This is a genomic window from Luteibacter sp. CQ10, from assembly GCF_040900725.1.
Classification (GTDB): Bacteria; Pseudomonadota; Gammaproteobacteria; order Xanthomonadales; family Rhodanobacteraceae; genus Luteibacter.
Genome location: NZ_JAEUYM010000001.1, coordinates 49,819 through 67,768 on the forward strand (window position 1 = coordinate 49,819; position 17,950 = coordinate 67,768).

The window sequence follows — 17,950 nt, forward strand, 5'->3', positions numbered from 1 at the left end:
CGGAACGTCGTCGTGCCGTCAGCGTGGCACGCGGTAGCCGCCCGGCACGCCCCGTGGCGAGAGGGTGATCTGCCAGAGCTGGTCGCGGCGGCTGCGGAAGACGCCGGCGGAGCAGGCCAGGTAGAAATGCCACATGCGCCGGAACCGTTCGTCGTACCGCTCGCGGAGCGTCGGCCACGCGGCGTCGACGTTGGCGAGCCAGGCCATGAGGGTGCGATCGTAGTCGGCGCCGAAGTTGTGCCAGTCCTCCACCACGAAGAGGTCTTCCAGTGCCGCGGCTACCTGGCTCATCGCCGGAATCATCGAATTGGGGAAGATGTATTTCTCGATCCACGGGTCGGGGCGGCCGGGATGGCCGTTGCTGCCGATGCAATGGAGCAGGGCGAGGCCGTCGGGCCCCAGGCAGCGTCGCGCCACCTCGAACCAGGCGCGGTAATTCTTGGGTCCCACGTGTTCGAACATGCCCACGGAAAGGATCGCGTCGAATCGTTCGTCGAGCTCGCGGTAGTCCTGCAGGCGAATCTCCACGGGCAGGCCCTTGCACAGCTCGCGCGCGTATTCGGCCTGCTCCTTCGAGATGGTGACGCCCACGCCGCTCACGCCATAGCGCTCGGCGGCGAATTTCAGCGCTTCGCCCCAGCCGCAGCCGATGTCGAGCACGTGCTGGCCCGGTTGCAGGCGCAGCTTGCGGCAGATGAGGTCGAGCTTGGCTTCCTGCGCGGCGTCGAGGTCGTTCGCCTGCGCCCAGTAGCCGCAGGAATAGACCAGGCGCTTGCCGAGCATGGCCTCGAAGAGGTCGTTACCCAGGTCGTAATGCTGCCGGCCCACCTCCCACGCGTGTTCGCCGCGCTGCATGTTGAGGAACTTGGCGCGCAGGTGCATGAGCAGGGTGTCGAGCGTGCGCAGCGATTCGTCGATGTGCGAGGACAGCACGCGGGCAAAGAAACCGGGCAGGTCGGCGGCATCCCACCAGCCGTCCATGTAGGCCTCGCCCAGTCCCAGCGAGCCGTGCGCGAACACGCGCGTGTACGTTCGTTCGTCGTGCACCACGATGTCGGTGGGGCGTTTCCCGCCGATGGTGACGCCGGCCTGTTCGAGCAGGACCTGCGCGCGAGCCTTCAGTGACGCGGCGTTGCCCATGCGGGTGACTCCCCCTGTCGTCAGTGGAACTGCTTCAGTATCCCTCGGGTGATGACGAGGCCGCCGATGGTCATCAGCAGCGAGCCCAGCAGGTTCACGCTCACGTGCACCACGAACCACCCGTACTGCTGTCGAAGCAGCAGGCCGGACGCCTCGGCCGAAAACGTCGAGAAAGTGGTCAGGCCGCCGAGGAAACCGGTGGCGACGAGCAGGCGGACCTCCACCGGCAGCGACTGGAAATGGTCGAAGACGGCCAGGGCGATGCCCATGAGCAGGGCGCCGGTCAGATTCGCGGCCAGCGTGCCGAAGGGCACGGAAGGAAAGATCGGGTTGAGCGCGAGGGCCAGCCACCAGCGTAGCCAGCACCCGCACATACCGCCGATGCCGACGGCGAGGAAGCCTGTATAGCCCACGATCATCCTTCGAACGGAACCGATGCGGGGATTATGTGCCTTCCGGTGCCGTGGGGCCAAGGATGGCGGGCCGGTATAATGGCCCACTCCCCCGGGCCGGAACCTCCGCCGCATGACCACCGCGATCCGTCACACGCGGCGCTACCTGCCGCTCCTGCTCGCGGCCCTGACCATGATCGGGCCGTTCTCGATCGACGCCATCTTCCCCGGGTTTCCCGACATCGGCCGCACGTTCGGGGTGGGCGAGGTGGCGCTCCAGCAGTTGTTGAGCGTCTACCTGCTGTCGTACGCGGTGATGAGCCTGTTCCACGGCGCCATTTCCGACGCTTACGGCCGCAAGCCGGTGATCGTGGTGGCGATGGCGGTGTACACGGTCGCCACCGTCGGCGCCGCGTTGGCGACCGGTTTCGGCACGCTGATGGCCTGTCGCGTGTTGCAGGGCGTCAGCGGCGGTGCGGGTATCGTGGTGGGTCGCGCGGTGGTGCGCGACACCATGCAGGGCGAAGAAGCCCAGCGCATGATGTCCAAGGTGATGATGATCTTCGGCATCGCGCCGGCCATCGCGCCGATCGTGGGCGCATGGTTGCTGGGCATCGACGGGTGGCGGGGCATCTTCTGGGCGCTGTCGGGCTTCACGGTGCTGCTCACGCTGGCGACGTGGCGTTTCCTCGAGGAATCGCATCCGCCGGGCAAACGCACGATCTTTCGCCCGCGACCGCTCCTGCGCAGCTACGTCGGCATCCTTCGCGACCTGCCGTTCTGGCCGTTGGCGATCGCCGCCTCGATCAACTTCTCCGGCCTGTTCCTTTATGTGGCCTCGGCACCGCATCTCATCCGCGACCTGCTTCACCTGGGTGCCGACGGATTTCCCTGGCTCTTCGTGCCGGTGGTGTCGGGCATGGTGTTCGGCGCCTTCGTCTCCGGTCGCGTGGCGGGGCGGGTGAGCGCGATCCGCACGGTCGGCTGGGGCTACGTAGCGATGCTGTCGTCCTGCGCCATCAGCATCGTGCTGGCCGTGCTGCTGCCCGAACCGCGCGTGCCCTGGTCCACCTTGCCGCTGGCGCTCTACGGCTGCGGCGTGCAGTTGGCCTTTCCCACCATCACCATCCTGCTGCTCGATCGTTTTCCCGACCAGCGCGGGGCGGTGTCGTCGGTGCAGACCTTCGGTAGCCTGATCGTCACGGCGTTCGTCGCGGGCGTGCTGTCGCCGATGCTGTCGGTGAACATGCTGTGGCTGGCGCTGGGATCGCTGGCGATCTGCCTGACGGGTCTGTCGGGGTGGGTGTGGTACGTGGCGATGGATCGCCGGCGCGTGGCGCGTGCGTCGGCGGCCGCGGCCGTCGAGGTGGCGAAGGACGTCGAGATGGACGAGCCGATGTAGCTTTGGCGTGCCCTCGGACGTCCGGCGCTGGGTTCCTGCGTGCGCAGGAACGACGAGCTACAAGATTTACCGTTACACATGAAGCAAACTCACATCGTTCCTGCGCACGCAGGAACCCAGCGCCGTGAGTCGGACGGGGCGTCAAGACCCCATGCGGCTCGTCAACAACAACGCCCCCCGGTCCCCCGATACCGCGCCTCCTGCCTCTCCCGGAAGAACTCCGAATACGTCGGCACGCGCCGTTCCGGATGATGCTCGCGCAGGTGCTTCACGTACACGTCGTAATCCGGCACGCCGCAGCAGAGGCGGGCGGTCTGCACCGCCCATTTCCAGATGCGATGGCTCATGGCGAACACCTCACGGCGCCACGCTGGAGAGCGCGACATAGGGCTCTTCCTGAGCGGTGGGACGATTCGCGCGCCAGGCCCGGGCGATGACGCGCAGGGAGAAGAACAGCATGGTCAGCACCAGCAGCATGAAGATGCCGGTGAGGATCATGTCCACGCGGTTGTTGTTGATGATGCGCTGCATTTCCTCGGCGGTTTTCGCCGGGGCCAGCAACTTGCCGGCGGCCAGCGCCTCGGAGTACTTGTTCACCACCGCGGTGAAGCTGACCTTGGCGTCGAACAGCTTCTGCCAGCCCGCGGTGAGCGTGCAGATCACCAGCCACGCCGCCGGTACGGCGGGCACGAGCACGTAGCGTTCGCGCTTGAGCTTCACGGTCACCACGGTCGCGAGCATCAACGCGATGGCGGCGAGCATCTGGTTGGCGATGCCGAACAGCGGCCACAGCGTGTTGATGCCGCCCAGCGGATCGACCGCGCCCTGGTAGAGGAAATAGCCCCACAGGCTCACGCAGATCACCGTGGCCACCACGTTGCCGACCCACGATTCGGTCTTTTTCAGCGGTGCCCAGGCCATGCCGGCCAGTTCCTGGATCATGAACCGGCCGACGCGCGTGCCGGCGTCGACGGTGGTCAGGATGAACAGGGCTTCGAACAGGATGGCGTAGTGGTACCACAGCGCCATCATGCCTTCGCCGGGCAGGATGCCGTGCAGCAACTGGGCCATGCCCACCGCGAGCGTGGGCGCACCGCCCGCGCGACCGAGGATGGTGCTTTCGCCGATGTTGCGCGCGGTCTCGGTCAGTTCGCCCGGCGTGACCATGAAACCCCAGTCGCTGATCGTGCGCGCGGCCTGTTCGGCCGTCGTGCCGACGATGGCGCCGGGGGAGTTCATGGCGAAGTACACGCCCGGGTGCAGCGAGGCGGCGGCGATCAGCGCCATGATGGCGACGAAGGCCTCCATCAGCATGCCGCCGTAGCCGACCATGGTGGCCTCGCGCTCGTTGGCGAGCAGCTTCGGCGTGGTGCCCGAGGCGATGATCGAATGCCATCCGGAGACGGCGCCGCAGGCGATGGTGATGAACAGGAACGGGAACAGGTTGCCGGCGAACACCGGTCCGCTGCCGTCGACGAACTGCGTGAGCGCCGGCATCCGCAGCACGGGCGCGGCGAGGAAGATCGCCAGGGCGAGCAGCGCGATGGTGCCGATCTTCAGGAAGGTGGAGAGGTAGTCGCGCGGTGCGAGCAGCAACCACACCGGCAGCACCGAGGCGAAGAAGCCGTAGCCGATCAGCAGCCAGGCCAGCGTTTTCGCGTCGAAATCGAAGAAGGCGGCCAGCGCGGGCGTGTCGTTCACCGTCTTGCCGTACCAGATCGAGAACAGCAGCAGCACGAGGCCGATGATGGAGACCTCGAGGATGCGTCCGGGGCGCAGGTAGCGCAGGTACACGCCCATCAGCAGCGCGATGGGAATCGTCGCCGCCACGGTGAACGTACCCCAGGGGCTATGCGTGAGCGCCTTGACCACCACCAGCGCGAGCACGGCCAGCACGATCATCATCAGCACCAGCACGCCCACCATGGCGATCACCCCGGGCACTTCGCCCAGCTCCTCGCGGAGCATGTGGCCGAGCGAACGGCCGTCCCGGCGTAACGAGAGGCCCAGGATCATGAAATCCTGCACCGCGCCGGCGAATACCACGCCCACCAGGATCCACAGGGTGCCGGGCAGGTAGCCCATCTGGGCGGCCAGCACGGGGCCGACCAGGGGGCCGGCGCCGGCGATGGCGGCGAAGTGGTGGCCGAAGACCACCCAGCGATCGGTCGGCACGTAGTCCAGGCCGTCGTTGTGCAATACCGAAGGCGTGGCTCGGCTCGGGTCCAGCACCAGCACGCGACGGGCGATGAAGCGGCCGTAGAAGCGGTAGCCGATGAGGAAAACGGCGATCGACGCGGTGACCAGCCAGATGGCGTTGATCGGCTCGCCACGGCGCAGGGCGATGACGCCCAGGCACCAGGCGCCCACGATGGCGATGGCCACCCACAGGATCTTGCCTGCGGGGCTGGGTTTGGGAATGGCGCTTTGCATGTGTCGGAACTCCCCTCACGGATGCGACAAGGGTCGTCCTCCGCGGGGGCGGGGGTCAATGCGCGGCGAGGGCCCGGGGTATTAGCCATTGGTCGAATAGGAGGCTTGAGCCCGGGGCGTTCCGCCGCCATGCTGGCGGTTCGTTCCCCTTCCCCCCGGGTGCCCGATGATTCGCGAAATCCTCAAGATGGGCGACGAGCGCCTCCTGCGCATCGCGCCTCCCGTTCCCGACGGGATGATCGGTTCGAGCGAGCTCGATGCGCTCATCGCCGACATGTTCGACACCATGCACCACGTGGGCGGCGTCGGCCTGGCCGCGCCGCAGATCGGGGTCGACCTGCAGCTGGTGATCTTCGGCTTCGAGCATGCCGACCGTTACCCCGACGCGCCCCCGGTGCCGCGTACGATCCTCCTCAATCCGGTCATCACCCCGTTGTCGCAGGACATGGAGGAAGGGTGGGAGGGGTGTCTCTCCGTGCCGGGGCTACGCGGCGCGGTGAACCGTTACACGCTGATCCGGTACCAGGGCGTCGACCCGCAAGGCCAGCCGATCGATCGCACGGCGGAAGGCTTCCACGCGCGCGTGGTGCAGCATGAATGCGACCACCTGATCGGGCGGCTGTATCCGTCGCGTATCACCGACTTCACGAAGTTCGGTTACACCGAGGTGCTGTTTCCGGGGATGGAGCTGGCGGACGATTGAGCGCCGCGCTTCGCCTGGTTCGCCGATACGATCGGCTCCCACCCTTCCAGTAGCAGGGGTATTGGCTTACGGAAGGCAAGGCAGCCGATCTCATCGGCGAAAGGTTCGCTTCGGTCCTGCTTAGACCATTCCATGGGAAGGGTATCGACCTACCGAAGGGGTGGGGGCCGATCGCATCGGCGAAGGCTTCGCCTCGGTCCTGCCGAGCCTCTTCCATGGAAAGCGTCTCGACCTACCGAAGGGTGGGAGCCGATCGTATCGGCGAAGGCTTCGCCTCGGTCCTGCCGAGACCCTTCCATGGAAAGCGTCTCGGCCTACCGAAGGGGTGGGAGCCGATCGTATCGGCGAAGGCTTCGCGACAGCCCTGCCTACTCGGCCTCGGCCAGGGCCTCGACGATCACCAGCAGCGCCTTGCGGCGTTCCTTCGGCAACCGGCTCACGAGCCCCACGAGACGGAGCTGCTCGCGCGAATCGGCGCGATACAGGGCGGGGCTCTCGCGAACCCCGGTGGCTCCACTGGGAGAGCCGCGGCCGGTGGCCAACCATTCGAAATTGACGCCGAACCGCGTGGCCATGTCGATCTGGCGCTCCAGTTCGGGAAGGCCCAGGTCACTGAGCCACTTTCGCGCGGTCTCGCGGCTGACGTCGAAAAGATCGGCCAGCTGGGTAATGCGGCCGCGGCCTTTCTTGACGCCCGCCATGTCCAGCGCGACATGCAGACGTTGGGAAAAACCTCGGTTGATAGGTGGCATGACAACTCCGGTGGAACGCGTGGCGCCTCAAGAGGCCCGGTATTGTTGGATACCCCGGAGCGGCAGCGTAAGCCTTTTGCAGTTGCCAAATCGTGCAATTTGCGACTGCTATCGATTTAACCGCTGTTCTCGGAACGAATTGACCAATTTTCTCATGTCATCGGCAGCGCGATGTGCTAGCTCCGCGTAGTCCGATGCGTTGCTAGCGTAAATGATGGCGCGCGAGGAAGAAATCATCAGACCGTGACCATCGGTCGTACATCCATGGGCCATGACGGCCTCCACGTCGCCCCCCTGGGCACCGATGCCGGGCACCAGCAGCGGCATGTCGCCCACCACCTCACGCACGCGGCCGAGCTCTTCGGGCCAGGTGGCACCCGTGACCAGTGCGCAGTTGCCGTTTTCGTTCCATTCGCGCGCGATGGTTTCGGCCACGCGCAGGTAGAGCGGGCGTCCGCCGCAGTCGAGCGCCTGGAAATCGGCACCGCCCGGATTGGAGGTGCGGCAGAGCAGGATCACGCCCTTGTCGGCGCGATGGAGGAACGGCTCAATGGAGTCGCGCCCCAGGTAGGGGTTCAGCGTGACCGCATCGGCGCCGTAGCGGTCGAAGGCCTCGGCGGCGTAATGCTTGGCCGTGGAGCCGATGTCACCGCGCTTGGCGTCGAGGATGACCGGGATGCCCGGATGGCGGTCGTGGATGTGGGCGATCAGCCGTTCGAGCGCGCCCTCGGCGCGTTGCGCGGCGAAGTGGGCGATCTGCGGCTTGAAGGCGCAGACGAGCCCGGCGGTGGCGTCGACAATGTCGCGACAGAAGGTGTAGATGCCTTCCTCGCCGTGGAGGCCGGCGGGCAGGCGGCCGGGTTCGGGATCGAGGCCCACGCAGAGGAGGGAGTCGTTGCGACGCCAGGCGTCCTTCAGGGCGGTCATGAAGTTCATGTGTGGCCTCGCTGGGTGTTCATGGTGAAGCGGCGCCCCTTCGAGGTGCGCCGCTTCCTTGCTTCGTCGGTTCTTCGCCGCTGAAGCGGCTCCTACGGTCAGACGAGCTTCTTGTATTTGACCCGCTTCGGGCCGGCGTCGTCGCCGAGGCGGCGTTTCTTGTCGGCTTCGTACTCGTTGTAGTTGCCGGGGAAGAATTCCACGTGCGAATCGCCTTCGAACGCGATGATGTGCGTGGCGATGCGATCGAGGAACCAGCGATCATGCGAGATCACGATCGCGCAGCCCGGGAACTCGAGCAGGGCGTCTTCGAGCGCGCGCAGCGTCTCGACGTCGAGGTCGTTGGACGGTTCGTCGAGCAGCAGCACGTTGCCGCCCTGCAGCAGGGTCTTGGCCATGTGCAGGCGGCCGCGCTCACCGCCGGACAACTGGCCGACGATCTTCTGCTGGTCGGTGCCCTTGAAGTTGAAGCGGCCGATGTAGGCGCGCGACTGGATCTCGAAGGTGCCGATGGTGAGGATGTCCGAACCGCCGGAGACTTCCTGCCATACGTTGTTCTTCGCATCGAGCGCGTCGCGCGACTGGTCGACGTAGGCGAGCTTCACCGTGTGGCCGAGCTTCACCTCGCCGGTATCCGGCTGCTCCTTGCCGATGATCATCTTCATCAGCGTGGACTTACCCGCACCGTTCGGACCGATCACGCCGACGATGGCGCCAGCCGGGATCTTGAACGAGAGGTCTTCGATGAGCACGCGGTCGCCGAACGACTTGGTGACGTTCTTGAATTCGATCACCTCGTTGCCCAGGCGCTCGCCCGGCGGGATGAAGATTTCGTTCGTCTCGTTGCGGCGCTGGTATTCGACCGAGTTGAGCTCTTCGAAGCGGTTCAGGCGTGCCTTGCCCTTCGACTGGCGGCCCTTGGCGGCCGAACGCACCCACTCGAGTTCCTTCTTGATGGCCTTCTGGCGCGACTTCTCCTGGTTGGCTTCCTGCGCGAGGCGCTGGTCTTTCTGCTCCAGCCACTCGGTGTAGTTGCCCTTCCAGGGAATGCCGCGGCCGCGGTCGAGTTCGAGGATCCACTCGGCGGCGTTGTCGAGGAAGTAGCGGTCATGGGTGACCGCCACCACGGTGCCGGGATAGTCGTGCAGGAACGTTTCGAGCCAGTCGACCGATTCGGCGTCGAGATGGTTGGTGGGCTCGTCGAGCAGGAGCATGTCGGGCTTGGACAGCAGCAGGCGGCACAGCGCCACGCGACGCTTCTCGCCGCCGGACAGCGGACCGATCTTGGCGTCCCAGGGCGGCAGGCGCAGCGCGTCGGCGGCCACTTCGAGCTGGCGCTCGAGGGCATGGGCGTCGTTGGCGGCCAGGATGCCCTCCAGGGCCTCCTGTTCCTTGGCGAGCTTGTCGAAGTCGGCGCCTTCCTCGGCATAGGCGGCGTAGACCTCCTCGAGGCGCTTCTGCGCGTCGAGTACCACGGAGACGCCTTCTTCCACGGCCTCGCGAACGGTCTTATCGGGATCGAGGTCGGGCTCCTGGGCCAGGTAGCCGATCTTGGTGCCCGGGTTGGCGCGGGCCTCGCCCTGGAAATCGGTATCCACGCCGGCCATGATCTTGAGCACGGTCGACTTGCCCGCGCCGTTGATGCCGAGCAGGCCGATCTTGGCGCCGGGGAAGAAGGACAGCGAGATGTCCTTGATGATCTCGCGCTTCGGGGGAACGATCTTGCTCACCCGGTTCATGGTGTAGATGTATTGCATGGACGCTCCGAGGGGAAGGCCGAAGCCCTCCCGAAAGGCACGCTTCCGGGAGGGCAAAACCCCATTATAGCGCCTCGGGAAGGAGGGCCGGTGGGCGCCGTTCACGCGCTGGAGCGGAACGAAGGCGATGGCGGAAAGACGCCCCGGCGTATCAGCGGCTGAAGCGACGCACGCCTTCTTCCCACACCCTTTCCCATTCGATGTTGGCCTTGCTGAACCAGCCGCAGGCCGGGTAGTCCGGATGGGGCCACATCGTGGTCGCGCAGGTCCGGGGTTGGCCCGATACGTCCGGAGCGACCGTTTCGGCCAGGTGGTGCCCGGCGTCGAGGAGGTACCCCACCTCGTGGGCCGGTACGCGGGCGTCCTCGTAGATGGATGCGATGGCAAAGTCGCCCCTGCCTTCGGCGACGCCCAGGAAATCGGGCAGCTGGGCGTAGCGGGTGTTCACCAGGAGCAGGTTCAGGCGGTTTTCGCTGAAGTAATCCGGCGACTCGTCCCCCGGCGCGTTCGTATAGACGCGCTGGCGCCAGTCCCATAGCGAACTCTCCGTGGGCTCGAGACGGGTGGTGAGGTGCGGTATGTCGCGCCGCATGCGGACGTGCACGTTCAGGCCCACGAAATGCTCCTGGCTGAGCTGTCTCGTGAAGTCGGCGAGATAGTCGCCGAACAGGCTCTCGTCGTCGCCTTCGATCCCGTCCTGCACGTAGACGAACAGGTAGAGATCGGTATAGGTGCCGCCGCGCAGCGCGTCGTTGCGCGTGATCCGGGGCAGGGGCGAAGGCGCCGCGCCCCGGTCGATCGGGCCGCCCTGGCGTGAGCGTGAGCGCGTGGGCAGGGTCGATTCGGCGATCTCGTCCGACGCACCGTCGATACGGCTCGAGCGGATGCTTTCGCCGTTGTCGACGATGACGCGCAGGCCGCCTCTTTCGCGGACGGCGAGGCCCGCGGTGCCGCGCCACGTCACGGCGAACAGTTGCCCCGGGCGGCCGTCGGAATAGGTCACGTCGGCCCGAATCCGGTCGCGCACCACGAGTTCGCCGTCCCGCGAGGCGAGGGTGACGGGCAGGGTCCCGGTCACGGCCTCGTCGAATCGCGGGACCAGCGAATGGGCAAAGGTCGAGGGGGAGATCAGGCCCGTGGCGAGGGCGCACGCCATGAGCATGCCGCGCCGACGGGCGCGGAAGGTGTCCTTACGATGCATGGTTCTTCCTTGGGGAGGTTGCGGACGGCGCGCCGCAAGGGCTGCGCCGCCGGGAATGATAGGCCGTCGCGCGGGGCCGTGGCAGGGGCCGTCACGCTCCGTTGGCTCATCCCTACACATCGGCGCGGCAAAACCCTACACGTCCCGGCGGCAAGCCCTTGATGAAACAGGGGCGCTGGTTGCAACTCCCCACCTGGGCTACACTTTTCGCCTTTCCCCACCCGCTTCGAACGAGGTCGAGATGTTCCCGAAGGATGCAACGATCGCCGGCTATGACGACGAGCTCGCCAAGGCCATCGCCGATGAATCCCGCCGCCAGGAGGATCACGTCGAACTGATCGCCTCGGAGAACTACGCCAGCCCCCGCGTGATGGAGGCCCAGGGCTCCACGCTCACCAACAAGTACGCCGAGGGTTACCCGGGCAAGCGCTACTACGGCGGCTGCGAGTACGTGGACGTGGCCGAAAAGCTCGCCATCGAGCGCCTGAAGAAGCTCTTCGGCGCCGACTACGCGAACGTGCAGCCGCATTCGGGCTCGCAGGCCAACCAGGCGGTGTATTTCGCGCTGCTGAACCCGGGCGACACCATCCTGGGCATGAGCCTGGCCCACGGCGGCCATCTCACCCACGGCGCCAAGGTCAACCTCTCGGGCAAGATCTTCAACGCCGTGCAGTACGGCATCGACCCGGACACCGGCCTGGTGAACTACGACGAGGTCGAGCGTCTGGCCGTCGAACACAAGCCCAAGATGATCGTGGCCGGCTTCTCGGCCTATTCGCAGGTGCTCGACTGGGCGCGCTTCCGCGCCATCGCCGACAAGGTGGGCGCCTACCTGTTCGTCGACATGGCCCACGTCGCGGGCCTGATCGCCGCCGGGGTCTACCCGAGCCCGATCGAGCATGCCCACGTCGTCACCTCCACCACGCACAAGACCCTGCGCGGCCCGCGCGGCGGCATCATCGTGGCCAAGGGCCTGGGCGAGGAGCTCGAGAAGAAGCTGCAATCGGTGGTGTTCCCGGGCATCCAGGGCGGTCCGCTGATGCACGTGATCGCGGCCAAGGCCGTGGCCTTCAAGGAAGCGCTGGAACCGGCCTTCACCGACTACCAGAAGCAGGTAGTGAAGAACGCCAAGGCGATGGCGAAGACGCTGATCGAACGCGGCTACAAGGTCGTGTCCGGCGGTACCGAGAACCACCTCATGCTGGTCGACCTGATCGGCCGCGACGTCACCGGCAAGGACGCGGAAGCCGCGCTGGGCAAGGCGCATATCACGGTCAACAAGAACGCCGTGCCGAACGATCCGCGCTCACCCTTCGTCACCTCGGGCCTGCGCGTGGGCACGCCGGCCATCACTACGCGCGGCTACAAGGAAGCCGACACGGTGGAGCTGGCGAACTGGATCTGCGACGTGCTCGACGCGCCGAACGACGAAGCGGTGATCGCCGCGGTGCGCGAGAAGGTGACGGCGCAGTGCAAGACCTTCCCGGTCTACGGCTGATCGATGCACTGTCCCTTCTGCCAGCATGAAGACACCCGCGTCATCGACTCGCGGCTCACCGAAGACGGTGGCACGGTACGGCGGCGGCGCGAGTGTCCGCAATGCGGCGAGCGTTTCAACACGTTCGAGACGGCGGAACTCAAGCTCCCGGCGATCGTCAAGTCCGGCGATCGCCGCGAGCCGTTCGATGAACACAAGCTGCGCGTGAGCTTCGAGCGCGCGTTGCAGAAGCGCCCGGTCGCCAGCGATGCCGTCGATGCCGCCATGCGCGCGGTGACGAACGACCTGCGCCGCAGCGGCGAGCGCGAGGTGCCGTCGCGGCAGGTGGGTGAACTGGTGATGCGCGAGCTCAAGGCGCTCGACCAGGTAGCCTACGTGCGCTTCGCCTCCGTATACCGCCGCTTCGAAGACGTGCACGCCTTCCGCGAGGAAATCGAAAAGCTCGAGCGCGACCTGCCCTCGCTCGAGGGCTTGCAGCTTCCGCTGCTGGAGGCGGCCAGGCGCGGTCGAAAAGGCTGATACGGCCCTGACGGCCCATGCGAGAATGGCCGTCATGTCCAAGCCTTTCTTCCCCGCCATCGACCACGTCCACATGGCCCAGGCCCTGCGCCTGGCCGAACGTGGCCTGTACACCACCCAGCCCAATCCGCGCGTCGGTTGCGTCATCGCGCGCGGCGAGACGGTGCTGGGCACCGGCTGGCATCCGAAGGCCGGTGAGCCCCATGCCGAGGTGTTCGCGCTGCGCGAGGCGGGCGAGGCGGCGCGTGGCGCCACCGCCTACGTCACGCTCGAGCCGTGCGCGCATCACGGGCGCACGCCGCCCTGCGCCGACGCGTTGATCGCCGCCGGCGTCGGCCGCGTGGTGATCGCGCATGAAGATCCGTTCGCCAAGGTGGACGGCAAGGGCATCGAGAAACTGCGGGCCGCGGGCATCGGCGTGCAGCTGGGCCTGATGCGTGAGGCGGCGCACGAGATCAACGTCGGCTTCTTCAGTCGCGTTCAACGCGGGCGCCCCTGGGTGCGGGTGAAACTCGCCATGAGCCTCGACGGTCGTACGGCGCTGGCCGACGGTTCGTCGAAGTGGATCACCGGCGATGCCGCGCGTGCCGACGTGCAGCGCTGGCGCGCGCGCGCCTCCGCGATCCTTTCGGCCAGCGGCACGGTACTCGCCGACGACCCGCGCCTCACCGTGCGCCTGGCCGACGGCGAGGCTTTCGTGCCGCCGTTGCGCGTGATCCTCGACACGAACCTGCGCACGCCCAGGGGCGCCCACGTGCTCGACGGCGAAGCGCCGATCGTGCTGTTGCATGCGCCGGGTGCTTCCGTGCCCGACCACCTTCGTGACGTTCGTCGCGTCGATATCCGTCGCGACGAAGGTGGGCTCGACCTGCGCGCCGTGCTGCATGGGCTTGCGCAGCAGGATGTCAACGAAGTGCACGTCGAGGCCGGTCCGGTGTTGTGCGGCGCGTTGCTCGCGCAGGGGCTTGCCGACGAATTGCTGGTGTACGTCGCGCCGGTGCTGCTCGGGCACACGGCGCGGCCGATGCTCGCGTTGCCGCCGCTGGACGACATGGCGTCGCGATGGACGTTGCGCACGGTGGATCGGCGGCAGGTGGGCGAAGACACGCGCCTGCTGATGCGACCGGATGCGGTGACGCCCGCATGACGGCGAGGAGATCGGTTTTGGCGATGAAACAGGTACGTTGGGGCATCATCGGCTGCGGCGCGGTGACGGAAATGAAGAGCGGTCCCGCCTTCTCGAAAGTGCCCGATTCGTCCCTCGTCGCCGTCATGCGTCGCGACGGCGACAAGGCGCGCGACTACGCGCAACGCCACGGCGTGCCGCGCTGGTACGACGATGCCGATGCGCTCATCCACGACGATGAAGTCGACGCGGTCTACGTCGCCACGCCGCCGTCGAGCCATCGCGAGCATGCGCTGAAGGCCATCGTCGCGGGCAAGCCGGTCTACGTCGAGAAGCCCATGGCGATGGACCATCGCGAATGCATGGACATCGTCGACGCGGGCAGGGCGGCGCACGTTCCCGTTTTCGTCGCGTATTACCGTCGCGCGCTGCCGAGGTTCACCACGATCGCCCGGCTGCTGCACGACGGCGCCATCGGGACGCCGCGCCTGGTGAACGTGTTGCTCCACCATCCCTTCGAAGCGCGCTACGCCGATCCGGCCAGGCTGCCTTGGACCGTGCGTCCGGAGATATCCGGTGGCGGCATCTTCGTGGACATCGGCTGCCATACGCTCGATATCCTCGATTTCCTGCTCGGCCCCATCGTCGACGTGCGCGGCATGGTGTCGAACCAGCTGGGCGCCTATCCGGCCGAGGACACGGTGGCGATGGCCTTCGCCTTCGGCAACGGCGTGCTCGGCACGGGCCTGTGGAATTTCGGCGCCGATCGCCGGGAAGACCGGGTCGAGATCGTGGGTGATCGCGGCCGGCTGGTGTTCGCCACGTTCGGTGACGGGCCGATCCGCGTGGAGACCGATGGACGCTCGGAAGAGCGGCGCGTTGCCAATCCCGAACACATCCAGCAACCGCTGATCGCCACCGTGGTGGATGCGCTGCTGGAACGAGGCGAATGCCCATCCACGGGCGACACCGCCGCGCGAACGAGCTGGGTGATGGACCAGGTCCTGCGTTAGGAGCACCCCTTGTCCCCGGAGGTGATATCCTTCGCGTCATACAAGCGTCTTCAGGGCGGGGCGAAACTCCCCACCGGCGGTAGGTTTCCGCAAGGGAACGAGCCCGCGAGCGCTCCCGGCATCCGCCAGGAGGTCAGCAGATCCGGTCAGACTCCGGAGCCGACGGTCACAGTCCGGATGAAAGAAGACGGCGTCGCGCGATCCCTTCACGGGGCGTTCGCCGCCATGCGCCTTGGGGCGTTTTTCGCTCACCACCGCGGGAAACGTTCATGAAAACCCATCGCTCCGCGGCCCCCGTGAAGGGAGGCCACTGACATGTTCACCGGCATCATCCAGGCCGTGGGCCGCATCGCCCGGCTCGAACCGCGCGGTGGCGACGTCCGCCTCGTCGTCGATACCGCCTCCCTCGACATGACCGACGTCGCCCTGGGCGACAGCATCGCCGTATCCGGCGTGTGCCTCACCGTGATCGAATTCGATGCCTCGAGTTTCGCGGCCGACGTCTCCAACGAAACCCTCTCGCTGACCTCGCTGGGCGACCGCCGCCCGGGCGACGCCGTGAACCTCGAAAAGGCCCTGCGCCTGGCCGACCGCCTCGGTGGCCACCTGGTCTCCGGCCATGTCGACGGCCTGGGCAAGGTGGTGTCCATCGCGCCCGACGGCCGTTCGTTGCGCTGGACCTTCGAAGTGCCGCGCGAGATCGCCCGCTACATCGCCCACAAGGGCTCGGTGTGCATCGACGGCACCAGCCTCACCGTGAACGAGGTCAACGGCAACCGTTTCGGCGTGAACCTTATCCCCCACACGGTGGAACACACGACGTTCTCGGCACGCCGGCCCCGCGATGCGGTGAACATCGAGGTCGACGTCGTGGCGCGTTACGTCGAACGCCTGCTTTCCGCGGGCGAGGCGCCGCGCCTCGACGAGGCTTTCCTGAAGCAGCACGGCTTCGCCTGACCCGGATAACCAGCGCATGGCATTCAACACCATCCCCGAGATCCTCGAGGACATCCGCAACGGCCGCATGGTCGTGATCCTCGACGACGAGGATCGCGAAAACGAGGGCGACATCGTGATGGCCGCCGAAAAGGTGCGCCCCGAAGACGTGAACTTCATGGTGAAGGAAGCGCGCGGCCTGCTCTGCCTCACCCTCACCGAACAGCGCACGCGCCAGCTCGGCCTGAAGCCGATGGTGAGCGACAACAACTCGCCGTTCCATACCAACTTCACGGTATCGATCGAGGCGGCCGAGGGCGTCACCACTGGCATCTCGGCGCACGATCGCGCGCGTACCATCCAGGTAGCCGCCGCGCGCGACGCGAAGCCCGCCGACATCACCATGCCCGGCCACATCTTCCCGCTCACGGCGCAGCCGGGCGGCGTGCTCACTCGCGCGGGCCACACCGAGGCGGGCTGTGATCTCGCCGCGATGGCGGGCCTGGAGCCGGCCTCGGTGCTGATCGAGATCCTCCACGACGACGGCTCGATGGCGCGTCGCCCCGAGCTGGAGGTCTTCGCGGCGAAGCACGGACTGAAGATCGGCACCATCGCCGACCTCATCCGCTATCGCCTGGAAACCGAGAAGACCATCGAGCGCGTGCACGAGGAAGACGTCGACACCGAGTTCGGTGCGTTCCGCCTCGTGGCCTACCGCGACGGCATCCGCCGTGGCCTGCACTTCGCGCTGACGCGCGGCAGCGTGGACGACGGCGAGCCGGTGCTCACCCGCGTGCACGTGCGCAATACGTTGTCCGACGTGTTGCACCTGCGCCGCGCCGACCTGGGCCAGACGGTCACCGAAGCCCTGCGGCGCATCGATGCGGCCGATCGCGGCGTGCTGCTGGTGCTGTCGGGCGAGGACACACCCGATGCGTTGCTCGCCCGGTTGAAGGGCGAGCGTGCGCCTCTGGTCGCGCCGAAGGACGACCAGGAGTGGCGTCAGCTCGGCCTGGGCGCGCAGATCCTCGCCGACCTGGGCGTAAAGCGCTTGCGCGTGATCGGCACGCCGCGCAAGTTCGTCGGCATCGCGGGGTTCGGGTTGGAAGTGGTGGAGTAGGTCGCTCTCCTGAACGCCCCGCCCTGAGCTCCTGCGTGCGCAGGAGCCCAGGGCGGGGTGTCCGAAGTTGCCAACCCGTCCCACACTCCGTATCAAGTAACGATGACCTACGACATCCGCCTGATCGCCCCTTCCGGTTACCCGCACAACGTCGCCGCCATGCGGCGCGGCGTCGAGCGTCTGGAAAAGGAAGGTCATCGCCTCTCTGGCCTCGACGTGCTCGACCGCCGCCACCTCCGCTTCGCCGGTACCGATGCCGAGCGTGCCGCCGACCTCAACGCGCTGGTCGACGGTCCGCTCCCTGACGTGGTACTCGCCATCCGTGGCGGCTACGGCGCGCATCCGCTGCTTCCGCTGCTCGACTACGACGGCCTGCGCCGCCTCGCCGGCGCACCGGTGGCCCTGGTCGGCCACAGCGACTTCACGGCGCTGCAATGCGCCTTGCTGGCACGCAGCGGCGTGGCGACGCTGGGCGGTCCGATGCTCGGCCCGGACTTCGGTGCGTCCGAACTCGATCCGCTCACGGCCAGCCACTTCTGGAGCGTGCTCGCCTCCGATCGCGCCGAGGCGTCGTGGGACGCGCCGGAGACCTCGGATCTCGCGGTGGAAGGCACGATCTGGGGCGGCAACCTCGCCATGCTCACCAGCCTGGCCGGATCGCCGTATTTCCCCGGGATCGACGGCGGCATCCTGTTCATCGAAGACATCGCCGAGCCGCCCTACCGGGTGGAGCGGATGCTCTACCACCTCGTCCACGCGGGCGTGCTGAAGCGGCAGAAAGCCCTCGTGGTGGGCGACTTCACCAGCTACCGGGTCGCCGAGTACGACAACGGCTATGACCTGCCGGTCACCTTCGAGCGAATCGTCGCCGCGACGGGCATTCCGCTGGTTCGCGGCCTGCCGTTCGGCCATGCGGCGGCCAAGCTCACCCTGCCTTTCGGCGTGTCCGGGCGCCTCGACGTGACCGCCGGCCGGGCCCGTCTGGCCTTCGCCGGGCACCCGCGACCCAAAACCCCGTAAAA

At 67.0% G+C, this 17,950-nt stretch carries 17 protein-coding genes and 1 riboswitch; of the genes, 9 read left to right on the forward strand and 8 right to left on the reverse strand.

Annotation, left to right across the window (positions count from 1 at the left end; all coding sequences use genetic code 11):
- Positions 1-18: 18 nt before the first annotated feature.
- Both cfa and crcB read right to left on the reverse strand, forming a co-directional pair.
- Complete coding sequence (gene cfa / locus JNG39_RS00225) at positions 19-1,140, reverse strand: cyclopropane fatty acyl phospholipid synthase (protein WP_368308985.1); 1,122 nt, start codon at positions 1,138-1,140, stop codon at positions 19-21.
- 20 nt (positions 1,141-1,160) lie between these two features.
- Complete coding sequence (gene crcB, locus JNG39_RS00230) at positions 1,161-1,553, reverse strand: fluoride efflux transporter CrcB (RefSeq protein ID WP_368308986.1); 393 nt, start codon at positions 1,551-1,553, stop codon at positions 1,161-1,163.
- A gap of 112 nt (positions 1,554-1,665) precedes the next feature.
- Here crcB and JNG39_RS00235 point away from each other — a divergent pair, with 112 nt between their 5' ends.
- Positions 1,666-2,934: a multidrug effflux MFS transporter gene (locus tag JNG39_RS00235; protein WP_368308987.1), complete on the forward strand. Its 1,269-nt coding sequence runs from the start codon at positions 1,666-1,668 to the stop codon at positions 2,932-2,934.
- 161 nt (positions 2,935-3,095) lie between these two features.
- On the opposite strand, the gene JNG39_RS00240 is transcribed toward JNG39_RS00235, so the two are convergent.
- Together JNG39_RS00240 and JNG39_RS00245 are read right to left on the reverse strand one after the other, a co-directional pair.
- Positions 3,096-3,281 carry a YbdD/YjiX family protein gene (locus JNG39_RS00240; RefSeq protein ID WP_144914593.1) on the reverse strand — a complete coding sequence of 62 codons (186 nt, stop codon included), beginning with the start codon at positions 3,279-3,281 and terminating at the stop codon, positions 3,096-3,098.
- A 10-nt stretch (positions 3,282-3,291) separates the two neighbouring features.
- On the reverse strand, positions 3,292-5,367 hold the full coding sequence (locus JNG39_RS00245) for a carbon starvation CstA family protein (RefSeq protein WP_368308989.1): 2,076 nt from the start codon (positions 5,365-5,367) through the stop codon (positions 3,292-3,294).
- A gap of 166 nt (positions 5,368-5,533) precedes the next feature.
- Here JNG39_RS00245 and def point away from each other — a divergent pair, with 166 nt between their 5' ends.
- Positions 5,534-6,070 carry a peptide deformylase gene (gene def, locus JNG39_RS00250; protein WP_368308991.1) on the forward strand — a complete coding sequence of 179 codons (537 nt, stop codon included), beginning with the start codon at positions 5,534-5,536 and terminating at the stop codon, positions 6,068-6,070.
- Between the two features lie 368 nt (positions 6,071-6,438).
- On the opposite strand, the gene JNG39_RS00255 is transcribed toward def, so the two are convergent.
- From JNG39_RS00255 to JNG39_RS00270, 4 genes are all read right to left on the reverse strand, one after another.
- Positions 6,439-6,822 carry a DNA-binding protein gene (locus JNG39_RS00255; protein ID WP_144914585.1) on the reverse strand — a complete coding sequence of 128 codons (384 nt, stop codon included), beginning with the start codon at positions 6,820-6,822 and terminating at the stop codon, positions 6,439-6,441.
- Between the two features lie 108 nt (positions 6,823-6,930).
- Positions 6,931-7,758: an orotidine-5'-phosphate decarboxylase gene (gene pyrF / locus JNG39_RS00260; RefSeq protein ID WP_368308992.1), complete on the reverse strand. Its 828-nt coding sequence runs from the start codon at positions 7,756-7,758 to the stop codon at positions 6,931-6,933.
- Between the two features lie 98 nt (positions 7,759-7,856).
- Positions 7,857-9,515 carry an energy-dependent translational throttle protein EttA gene (ettA, locus tag JNG39_RS00265; protein WP_368308994.1) on the reverse strand — a complete coding sequence of 553 codons (1,659 nt, stop codon included), beginning with the start codon at positions 9,513-9,515 and terminating at the stop codon, positions 7,857-7,859.
- A gap of 151 nt (positions 9,516-9,666) precedes the next feature.
- Positions 9,667-10,716 carry a hypothetical protein gene (locus JNG39_RS00270; RefSeq protein WP_368308995.1) on the reverse strand — a complete coding sequence of 350 codons (1,050 nt, stop codon included), beginning with the start codon at positions 10,714-10,716 and terminating at the stop codon, positions 9,667-9,669.
- Between the two features lie 241 nt (positions 10,717-10,957).
- Between JNG39_RS00270 and glyA the strand changes: the two genes are divergently transcribed.
- The 7 genes from glyA to ldcA all read left to right on the forward strand — a co-directional run bounded on the left by glyA (position 10,958) and on the right by ldcA (position 17,948).
- The gene (gene glyA / locus JNG39_RS00275; RefSeq protein WP_368308996.1) at positions 10,958-12,214 is read left to right on the forward strand and encodes a serine hydroxymethyltransferase; all 1,257 of its coding nucleotides are present in this window, start codon (positions 10,958-10,960) and stop codon (positions 12,212-12,214) included.
- A gap of 3 nt (positions 12,215-12,217) precedes the next feature.
- Positions 12,218-12,733, forward strand: a complete 516-nt coding sequence (gene nrdR / locus JNG39_RS00280; RefSeq protein WP_368308997.1) for a transcriptional regulator NrdR — start codon at positions 12,218-12,220, stop codon at positions 12,731-12,733.
- A gap of 73 nt (positions 12,734-12,806) precedes the next feature.
- Positions 12,807-13,880: a bifunctional diaminohydroxyphosphoribosylaminopyrimidine deaminase/5-amino-6-(5-phosphoribosylamino)uracil reductase RibD gene (gene ribD, locus JNG39_RS00285; protein ID WP_368310784.1), complete on the forward strand. Its 1,074-nt coding sequence runs from the start codon at positions 12,807-12,809 to the stop codon at positions 13,878-13,880.
- Between the two features lie 17 nt (positions 13,881-13,897).
- Positions 13,898-14,872 (forward strand): Gfo/Idh/MocA family protein, encoded by a 975-nt coding sequence (locus JNG39_RS00290; RefSeq protein ID WP_368308999.1) that lies wholly within the window; start codon positions 13,898-13,900, stop codon positions 14,870-14,872.
- A gap of 42 nt (positions 14,873-14,914) precedes the next feature.
- A riboswitch (FMN riboswitch) is annotated at positions 14,915-15,065 on the forward strand.
- Positions 15,066-15,187: 122 nt separating this feature from the next.
- Entirely contained in the window at positions 15,188-15,829 is a 642-nt protein-coding gene (locus JNG39_RS00295; RefSeq protein ID WP_368309001.1) for a riboflavin synthase, read from the forward strand.
- 16 nt (positions 15,830-15,845) lie between these two features.
- The gene (gene ribBA, locus JNG39_RS00300) at positions 15,846-16,928 is read left to right on the forward strand and encodes a bifunctional 3,4-dihydroxy-2-butanone-4-phosphate synthase/GTP cyclohydrolase II (protein ID WP_368309002.1); all 1,083 of its coding nucleotides are present in this window, start codon (positions 15,846-15,848) and stop codon (positions 16,926-16,928) included.
- Positions 16,929-17,030: 102 nt separating this feature from the next.
- Entirely contained in the window at positions 17,031-17,948 is a 918-nt protein-coding gene (ldcA, locus tag JNG39_RS00305) for a muramoyltetrapeptide carboxypeptidase (RefSeq protein ID WP_368309003.1), read from the forward strand.
- Positions 17,949-17,950 lie beyond the last annotated feature (2 nt).